6 protein-coding genes, 1 tRNA gene and 1 pseudogene are annotated in these 7,647 nt (G+C 65.3%); 5 read left to right on the top strand and 3 right to left on the bottom strand.

Annotation, left to right across the window (positions count from 1 at the left end; genetic code table 11):
* The 3 genes and pseudogenes from AX702_RS22565 to AX702_RS12055 form a co-directional block, all read left to right on the top strand.
* Positions 1–213, top strand: a pseudogene (locus AX702_RS22565) (hypothetical protein); the annotation flags it as partial.
* A 65-nt stretch (positions 214–278) separates the two neighbouring features.
* A tRNA-Leu gene (locus AX702_RS12060) sits at positions 279–365 on the top strand.
* A gap of 70 nt (positions 366–435) precedes the next feature.
* On the top strand, positions 436–954 hold the full coding sequence (locus AX702_RS12055; RefSeq protein ID WP_066779895.1) for a biliverdin-producing heme oxygenase: 519 nt from the start codon (positions 436–438) through the stop codon (positions 952–954).
* A 74-nt stretch (positions 955–1,028) separates the two neighbouring features.
* On the opposite strand, the gene AX702_RS12050 is transcribed toward AX702_RS12055, so the two are convergent.
* The 3 genes from AX702_RS12050 to AX702_RS12040 form a co-directional block, all read right to left on the bottom strand.
* Complete coding sequence (locus tag AX702_RS12050) at positions 1,029–3,164, bottom strand: histidine kinase dimerization/phosphoacceptor domain -containing protein (protein ID WP_066779893.1); 2,136 nt, start codon at positions 3,162–3,164, stop codon at positions 1,029–1,031.
* Positions 3,165–3,244: 80 nt separating this feature from the next.
* Complete coding sequence (locus AX702_RS12045; protein WP_331710396.1) at positions 3,245–4,288, bottom strand: NAD(P)H-dependent flavin oxidoreductase; 1,044 nt, start codon at positions 4,286–4,288, stop codon at positions 3,245–3,247.
* A 269-nt stretch (positions 4,289–4,557) separates the two neighbouring features.
* Positions 4,558–5,925, bottom strand: coding sequence for an acyl-CoA dehydrogenase family protein (locus tag AX702_RS12040; protein WP_066779885.1), 1,368 nt, complete (start codon positions 5,923–5,925; stop codon positions 4,558–4,560).
* Positions 5,926–6,015: 90 nt separating this feature from the next.
* On the opposite strand from AX702_RS12040, the gene AX702_RS12035 reads away from it, so the two are divergent.
* Together AX702_RS12035 and AX702_RS12030 are read left to right on the top strand one after the other, a co-directional pair.
* The gene (locus tag AX702_RS12035) at positions 6,016–7,032 is read left to right on the top strand and encodes a phosphotransferase family protein (RefSeq protein WP_066779883.1); all 1,017 of its coding nucleotides are present in this window, start codon (positions 6,016–6,018) and stop codon (positions 7,030–7,032) included.
* Positions 7,029–7,373, top strand: a complete 345-nt coding sequence (locus AX702_RS12030) for a DUF6285 domain-containing protein (RefSeq protein ID WP_066779881.1) — start codon at positions 7,029–7,031, stop codon at positions 7,371–7,373. Before AX702_RS12035 ends, AX702_RS12030 begins: the two co-directional genes overlap by 4 nt.
* Positions 7,374–7,647 lie beyond the last annotated feature (274 nt).

Raw genomic sequence — 7,647 nt, 5'->3', positions numbered from 1 at the left:
GAGCCGGTGACGCCAGATTCGGCGGTGCAGATCGAACTGGGCGAGCTGGGCTGGCTGGAGGGCCGCGTGGCCTGGCAGACGGAGGGGCGCGCAGGCATCGCCTTTGACACCGCCATCGATCCGCAGCGGGTGCACAAGTCCGCCGGGCAGCAGCGGACGCCCGACCTTCCGGCGCATCATTCGCTCGGTTTTCCGGATAGCGACAAGGTTTAAGCCTTTGCGCGTCTTGCGGGCTGGACGCGCGGACCCTGTTTGTGCCAATGCCCGCTTCCGATCACGCGGGTGTGGCGGAATTGGTAGACGCAGCGGACTCAAAATCCGCCTCTGGCAACAGATTGTCGGTTCGAGTCCGACCACCCGTACCAGTCTTCGGCGTAGTGAAGGCCCATGTCATGGGCTCGACGGCGGCCCAGTGATAGGGCATCGCATGTCCTGATGTCGGCAATCGCTCTGCTTCGCTCGGAAACCGCGGCTTCGCACGAGGCGGTGGACTCCATCTTCGGCACTCATGATCTTGGTGATGCGGCTGCCTACGGGCGCTTCCTGCAGGCGCATGCACGCGCGCTTCCACAGGCTGAGGCGATGGCTGTGTCGGTCTGGCCTGCACTTCGGCGACGTACGCCGCTTCTCGCTGCCGACCTCGGCGCGCTTGGCTTGCCTGCCGAGCTTGCGGTCGACTTCGGCGGAGAAGGAACGCCGGCGCACTGGGGCGCACTGTACGTGGTCGAAGGATCGCGCCTGGGTGGTGGCCTTCTGGCGAAGCGCGTGGGTCAGGGCCTGCCCGTCGCCTACCTTTCCGCAGTCCATGAGCCTGGCGAATGGCGTGCGATGCGCCAGGCGATCGATCAGGCTGCCGATGGGCAGGACAAGGGCTGGCTGGAAGAGATGGTGGCGGGTGCGCAGGCCACTTTCGCGCTATATGCGGCAGCGGCGCGCGACGAACGGGCCGTTTGAGCGGCGCGCCTTGCCGCCGCGTGTTGGCACCGACGCGGGCGTTGCGGTATCACCTACCCGACTCCCGCGTCTCCTCAGCGCGGCTTGTCCTCGATCGGTGCGGTGAGGATCGCCCGCAGACCGGGGCTGTTATCCGCGTGATCAAGCGTCCCGCTGATCCGCGCCATCACCGCCTGCATCATGCGGCTGCCGAAGCCGCTCCGCGTTCCGGTGACGCCGGCGCCATGATCCGCGACGATCAGCCGCAAGCGATTGCGATATTGCTCCAGCGCAATGTCGATCGGCCCGGTGCGGCCGGGATAGGCATATTTGGTCGCATTGATCACGAGTTCCGAAGCGATCAGCCCAATGCTGACCGCCCGATCGGTGGGGATCAGCATCGGCGTGAGGTCGACCGTCATCTGCGATGACCATTCCTCCCCGAGCGAGCCCTTCAGATCCTCCATCAGCTCTTCAAGATAGCGCGCGAGATCAATCGCCTCGATCTGGTCATCCCGGTAAAGCCGGCGATGCACCAGGGCGACCGAAGAAAGCCGGGAGCGAGCCTCGATGAGCTGATCTGCAATCGGCCCGGGGCCGGCCTCGCGCGCCTGAAGCGACAGAAACGCCGATACGAGCTGAAGGCTGTTCTGGACGCGATGGTCCACCTCCTTCATCAGCACATCCTTCTGCGCCAGGGCGAGATCCTTATCAGCTACCGCCCGTTCCAGTTCGCGGAAAAGGCGCTGCCGCTCGCGCGCCTCATTCGCCTCCCGAAATGCGCGGCGCAGCCGGTGTGCCGATTCGGTCTGCTCCAGCGTCCAGCGACGCGAGCGACAGCGAACGGTTTCGCGCCATGTCTCGAACGACGTCCGGGGTGTCAGGACGGCCGCGGGATCATGCTCGACCCCCTTGTGCGGATTGCCCGCCCATTCGATTTCCTCCACCTGCTCGGCGCGAAACCATAAAAGTATCGCCTGTTCTTCCGGCACCGGCAGGGCGAGGATGCCGCTTGCCGTTTCCGCGAACGCGGTCGCCGGGCCAAGCTGGCCCGCGAGATGATGGGTCACGAACGCATCAGTGGTGTTGCGCTCCGCCAGCCACGTGCCGATACGGGCAATGGCGTCTTCGTCCGGGCACCGACCATAGCGATCGATGCCGCCGGGATGGATCACCGCCACGCCATCGCTGTCCATCATGCGCTGCAAATCGTCGTGGCGGCTCGCCACCGCCCTGGTCAGCGGGGGCCTGAATGCGGGCACCAGCGAATCCTCGGCCGCGCGCAGCGACAGCCGCTCACGATAGCTTTCCGCTTCCTCGCGCGCACGGATCTGTCGCGCGAGGCCGCCGGCAAGCGCCGCCGCGGCAAGACGGATGTCGAGCGTCATGGCCTTTGCACTACGGTGATGACAGGCAATTAGGCCCCACAGCATCCCGTCCTTGACGATCGAGATCGAGGCCGATGCGCCAACATCCATGTTACGCAGATATTGCAGATGGACAGGCGAAACACTGCGCAGCGCGACATCGCTCAGGTCGAGCGACTGATAGTGCGCCGGGCGGATCGGGGCCGGCTGGTACCGCACATCAGGGATCACCCGGGTGCGATTGCGCACGTACAAGGCGCGCGCCTGCCGCGGAATGTCACCGGCCGGGAAATGATGGTGCATGAAACTGTCGAGCGACGGGTCGCGCGCCTCGGCGACGACACGGCCAGCCTCGTCATCAAGGAAGCGATAGACCATCACCCGATCGAAACCGGTCAGGGTCTGAAAGGCGCTCGCAGCGCGGGCGCATAGGGTATGAAGGTTCGGTGCCCGTTCGAAACCGGCAGCGATAACGTCCATCCAGCTGAGCATCTCGCCCGCCAGCAGAGGATCGTCCGAGGCAGGCTCCAGTTCGGCGACAAGACGATCGCCGGTGCGATGAAGCGTGACGTCGTAGGAGCGTCCGGAAAGCTCAACCGAAGCAGCTCGCACCGAGCCGCCCGGACCCGCGAGGCGAGATCCCAACCGTTCTGCGACATCCTGCTCCAGTAGTTCGGACAGCGGCTTGCCGAGCCAATCCGGGCCGAAGGTCTGTTCCAACGACCCCGCTCCGGCTTCCACCAAAAACGTGCCTGGATCAGCGACCAGGAGCAATCCGTGAGGCTGGATCGCGCCCGGAACGTGAATGGGCTCGCGATCGCATTCGGTCAGGTCGGGCGCGGCCCGCTCGTTCAGGCTCGCCATAGCCCTCCCTCAGTGCGACTGAAGGAGGGGCATGGCGCAGAAGATCGAGCCGCGCAACTATTTGATGTCAGGGCAGTCGTTCACTCCGCCGCTTGGGCGTAGCGGCTGATCATCGATTGCAGACGGCCCTCGATGATCTCTTCCGCTTCGGCCACGATCCGGTCGACAAGTTCCTTTACCGTCGGAACGTCGTTGATCAGGCCCTGGACCATGCCAGCGGACCAGATGCCGTCCTCGGTATCGCCATTTTCCATGGCAGCGCGGCCGCGCGCGCCGGCAACGAGGTGCTGGACGTCCTTGAACTCCGCACCGCCCTTGCGCTCGATCGCGACCACTTCCTGGCTGACGCGGTTCTTCATCACGCGCGCGGTGTTGTGCAGCGTGCGGAAGATGAGGTCGGTGGCGCGCTCGTCATTCTCAACCATCTGCTGCTTGAAGCTGTCGGCGATCTCCGCCTCCTGCGTCACGCAGAAGCGCGTACCCATGTTGATGCCGTCAGCGCCCAGCGCGAGCGCGGCGACGAGGCCGCGGCCATCACCAAAGCCGCCCGAGGCGAGCATCGGCACCTTGATCTTGTTCGCGGCGGCGGGGATCAGGATCAGGCCCGGGATGTCGTCCTCGCCTGGATGGCCGGCGCATTCAAAGCCGTCGATCGAGATCGCATCGGCGCCCATCCGCTCGGCCGAGACGGCATGGCGAACGGCGGTGCACTTGTGAATCACCTTGATCCCGTGCGCCTTGAAATCGTCGATATGTTCCTGCGGCTTGTAGCCGGCGGTCTCGACCACCTTGATCCCGCCTTCGATGATCGCGCGGCGATATTCGGCGTAGGGCGGAGGGGTGATGGTCGGCAGGATCGTCAGGTTTACGCCGAACGGCTTGTCGGTGAGATCCTTGGTGCGCTGGATTTCCTTGGCCAGATCCTCCGGCGTCGGCTGAGTCAGCGCCGTGACGAAGCCGAGCGCACCGGCATTGGCCACGGCGGCGACGAGCTTCGCCTTTCCGACCCACTGCATGCCGCCCTGCGCGATCGGATATTCAACCCCGAACGCCTCGGTGAACCGCGTCTTGAGCATTTCCCTCTCCCTATCCGCGCCGCTGTACGGCGGGGTAACGTAACAGATGTTATGCCGGTTTTAGTGGCGTCGCAAGTATTCCGTCATGCCGGGCTTGTCCCGGCATCCAGCCATCCGCGAACTTCGCGGACGGGATGTGCGGTACCCTGGACGCCGGCACGGGGCCGACATGACGTACCTCAAAACAGCGACCCCACCTACTTCGTCATCCCGGACTTGATCCGGGATCCATCAGTCCGCGCACGCTGCGTTTTTATACGTCGCGCAGCGCTCGCGGTACCTTGGATCCCGGCGCAAGGCCGGAATGACATAGCGACTCAGAACACCGACCCGAGCGCCTGCTTGCCCGATCGGGGCCGGATCTGGCTGTTGCGATAGTCAACGTCGCTCCAGTCCAGTTCCTTGAACTCCTGCCGCCGGGGGCCGAGATAGCCGAACAGGAATGCGGCCACCTTGCGCATCTGGATCTCTTCCGCGCCCTCGGTGATGCGGTAACGGCGGTGGTGGCGATAGATGTGCTCGAACGCCTTGTGCCGCGAATATCCGATGCCGCCATGCACCTGCATCGCGCGGTCCGCCGCCTCGCAGCAGAGGCGGTTGCCCCAGTAATTGCACATCGAGACCTTGTCCGAGAGGCGCTTCTCCACCTCATGGTGGGGCATCTGGTCCATTTCCCAGGCGGTCTTGCGAATCAGCAGGCGCAGCATCTCGGCCTGGGTCGCCAGCTCGACCAGTGGGAACTGGATCGCCTGGTTGCGCGCGAGATCCTCGCCGAACGGCTTGCGCTGACGCGCGTAGCGGATCGATTCCTCGATGCAGTAGGTGGCGGCGCCCAGCGATGACGCGGCCTGCCGGATGCGGTTCTCGTGCACGAACGCCTGCGCGACCGGCAGGCCATTCTCCGGCTCGCCGAAGATCGTGGTCTCGGGCACCCACACGTCCTTGAAGCTGACGCGCGGATGATCGGTCGGCATGTTGAACGTCCAGAGATATTCCTCGACCTTCACGCCCTCATCGTCGGTGGGAACCAGGAAGCAGGTGATGCCACGCGCCGCGCCATCATCGCCCGTCGTGCGGGCGAACAGGGCGCAGTGGGTCGCCACGTGCATGCCCGTCGTCCACATCTTCTCGCCGTTGATGACATAGCCCGGCACGCCGTTGCGCGACTCCGGCACGGCGCGCGTTTCCATGTGAGTCGCGTCGGATCCGTGATACGGCTCGGTCAGGCCGAAAGTGACTCGGCGCGTGCCGTTCAGCGTGCCGTTGATGAACTCATCGCGCTGCTCCGGCGTGCCGAAATCGTCGAACATCTTGGCGAACGGATTGTTCGCCACGATCGAATGCTCCGTCTGCAGGTCGTTGTGGAGGCCGAGCCCCTTGGCGGCGAGATATTCGCGGATGACACACATCCACAGGTTCGATCCGCCCTTTCCGCCGAACTTTGGATCCATGGCGAATCGCAAATGGCCGGCCTTGTCCGCGCGCTTCTTCGCCTCCCGCATCAGCTCTTCCCATTCGTGACGCGGCAAGCCGCCGGCCTCGAAGTCGGTGCGCGCATATTCACGGCGGTGGTCGAAGAAGCGGATGTTGTCGTCGGCATCCTCCAGCGGCTTGATCTCCGCCTCGATGAAGGCGTCCAGCTCCTTGAGATAGTCGAGCAGATCCTGCGGCAATCCGAAATCCATGGCCCTCTCCCGAATTAAGTCGACTCTTTTAACTTGCGTAGCGGCCCGCCAGAGATTTTAAAGCCCCTAAATCAAACAAGCCGAGGGGCGATGGCGGAGAGGCTTTCGAAAGACGAGTTGGCGCGGCGGCTGTCGGCGCTTGCACCATGCATGGCCCCCGGGGCCACGCGGGTCGATAATCTGGTACGGCTGACCGGCGGAGCGAGCATGGAGACATGGGCGTTCGACGCCATGGGGGAGGATGGGGCGGCGACCCCGCTGATCCTTCGCCGTCGCACGCGAATGGTGGAGAATTTCGCCGTGTCAAAGCCGCCGCTGCGCCGCGAGGCCGAGGCGATTGCGCGCGCGGTGGAGGCGGGCGTACCGGCGCCGGTCGTGACCTATGTGTGTGACGAGGAGGCGGACGGGCTCGACGAAGCCTATGTCATGCACCGCGTCGCCGGCGAGACGCTTGGCAAGCGGATCACTAGCGATCCGGCCTTCGCGCCGGCGCGCGGCAAGCTTGCCCGGCAATGCGGCGCGGCGCTGGCGCGCATCCACTCGGTCGAGCCGCTGTCGGGGCTGGATCAGACCGATGCCGCGACGACGCTCGCCAATTACGAGGCGACCTGGCGCGCGACTGGCGCGGTGCGGCCAACGATCGAGGCGGCGTTCCGCTGGCTGGAGAAGCGGCTGCCCAAGGAAAAGGTGACGTCGCGCTTCGTCCACGGCGACTTCCGCAACGGCAACATCATGGTCGATCCCGACAAGGGGCTCGTCGCGGTGCTCGACTGGGAGCTGGTGCATGTCGGCGATCCGGCGGAGGACATGGGTTGGCTGTGCACCAACAGCTGGAAATTCGGTCGGCCCGACCGCTACGTCGGCGGCTTCGGTGACGTGCAGGACCTGCTCGACGGCTATGCCGAGGCTGGTGGCGAGCCGATCAGCGCGGCTCGAGTCGATTTCTGGTCCATGCTCGGCAGCTTGAAATGGGGCGTGATGACCATGGGCATGTATGCGAGCTTTGCCTCCGACCCGAGCGCCGGGCCGGAGCGCGGCGTGATCGGTCGGCGGCTGTCCGAAACAGAGGCAGATATCGTGGCGATCATCGAGAGGAACGCGGCATGATCACCCATCCCACGGCGCACGAACTGGTCGCCGGCGTCGCGCATTGGCTGCCGGTGGACGGCAGCGCGAGCGTCTTTGGCCTGCGCGTGGCGCGCAACGCGCTGGAGATCGCGGCGCGTGACATGGCGTTGAGCCCGGCGGCGGATGCGCGCGCGGTGGAGCGGATGCGCGCACTCCTGAGCCGCGACGGCACGCGCGACGAGCTGGACGCCGCGCTGGTGGAGGCGATCCGCAGCGGTGCCATCACGCCTGACGACCCCGCGCTGGTCGCTCACCTCAAGGCAACCGCGCTGGACACGATCGCGATCGACCAGCCGAAATATGCGCATACGCTGGGCTGAACCGCAGCGGCTTGCGCTTGTCGATCCTTGCGCGGCGGTCCACAGGGTTTGCAAAGGCCCTATCCTCCACGCCCGTTCGGGCTGAGCTTGTCGAAGCCCGTGCCCGGAACACGCCCTTCGATCGGTTCAGGGCAAACGGGAGGAGGCGGCCGAGGACAAGCGGAGTAGATTATGGCCGGCATGGGAGCGTTCGACTGGGCTGATCCCTTCCTGCTCGATGAGCAGCTGAGCGAGGACGAGCGGATGGTGCGCGATACCGCGCGCGCCTATGCGC

It is taken from the genome of Sphingomonas sp. CCH5-D11, assembly GCF_001557395.1.
In the GTDB taxonomy this organism is placed as follows: Bacteria; Pseudomonadota; Alphaproteobacteria; order Sphingomonadales; family Sphingomonadaceae; genus Sphingomonas.
This window is presented reverse-complemented; position numbering and strand designations above follow the sequence as displayed.

Coding starts and splice junctions, on each gene's coding strand:
- AX702_RS12055 (WP_066779895.1), top strand. CDS start 436: ATGTCGGCAATCGCTCTGCTTCGCTCGGAAACCGCGGCTTCGCACGAG.
- AX702_RS12050 (WP_066779893.1), bottom strand. CDS start 3,164: ATGGCGAGCCTGAACGAGCGGGCCGCGCCCGACCTGACCGAATGCGAT.
- AX702_RS12040 (WP_066779885.1), bottom strand. CDS start 5,925: ATGGATTTCGGATTGCCGCAGGATCTGCTCGACTATCTCAAGGAGCTG.
- AX702_RS12035 (WP_066779883.1), top strand. CDS start 6,016: ATGGCGGAGAGGCTTTCGAAAGACGAGTTGGCGCGGCGGCTGTCGGCG.
- AX702_RS12030 (WP_066779881.1), top strand. CDS start 7,029: ATGATCACCCATCCCACGGCGCACGAACTGGTCGCCGGCGTCGCGCAT.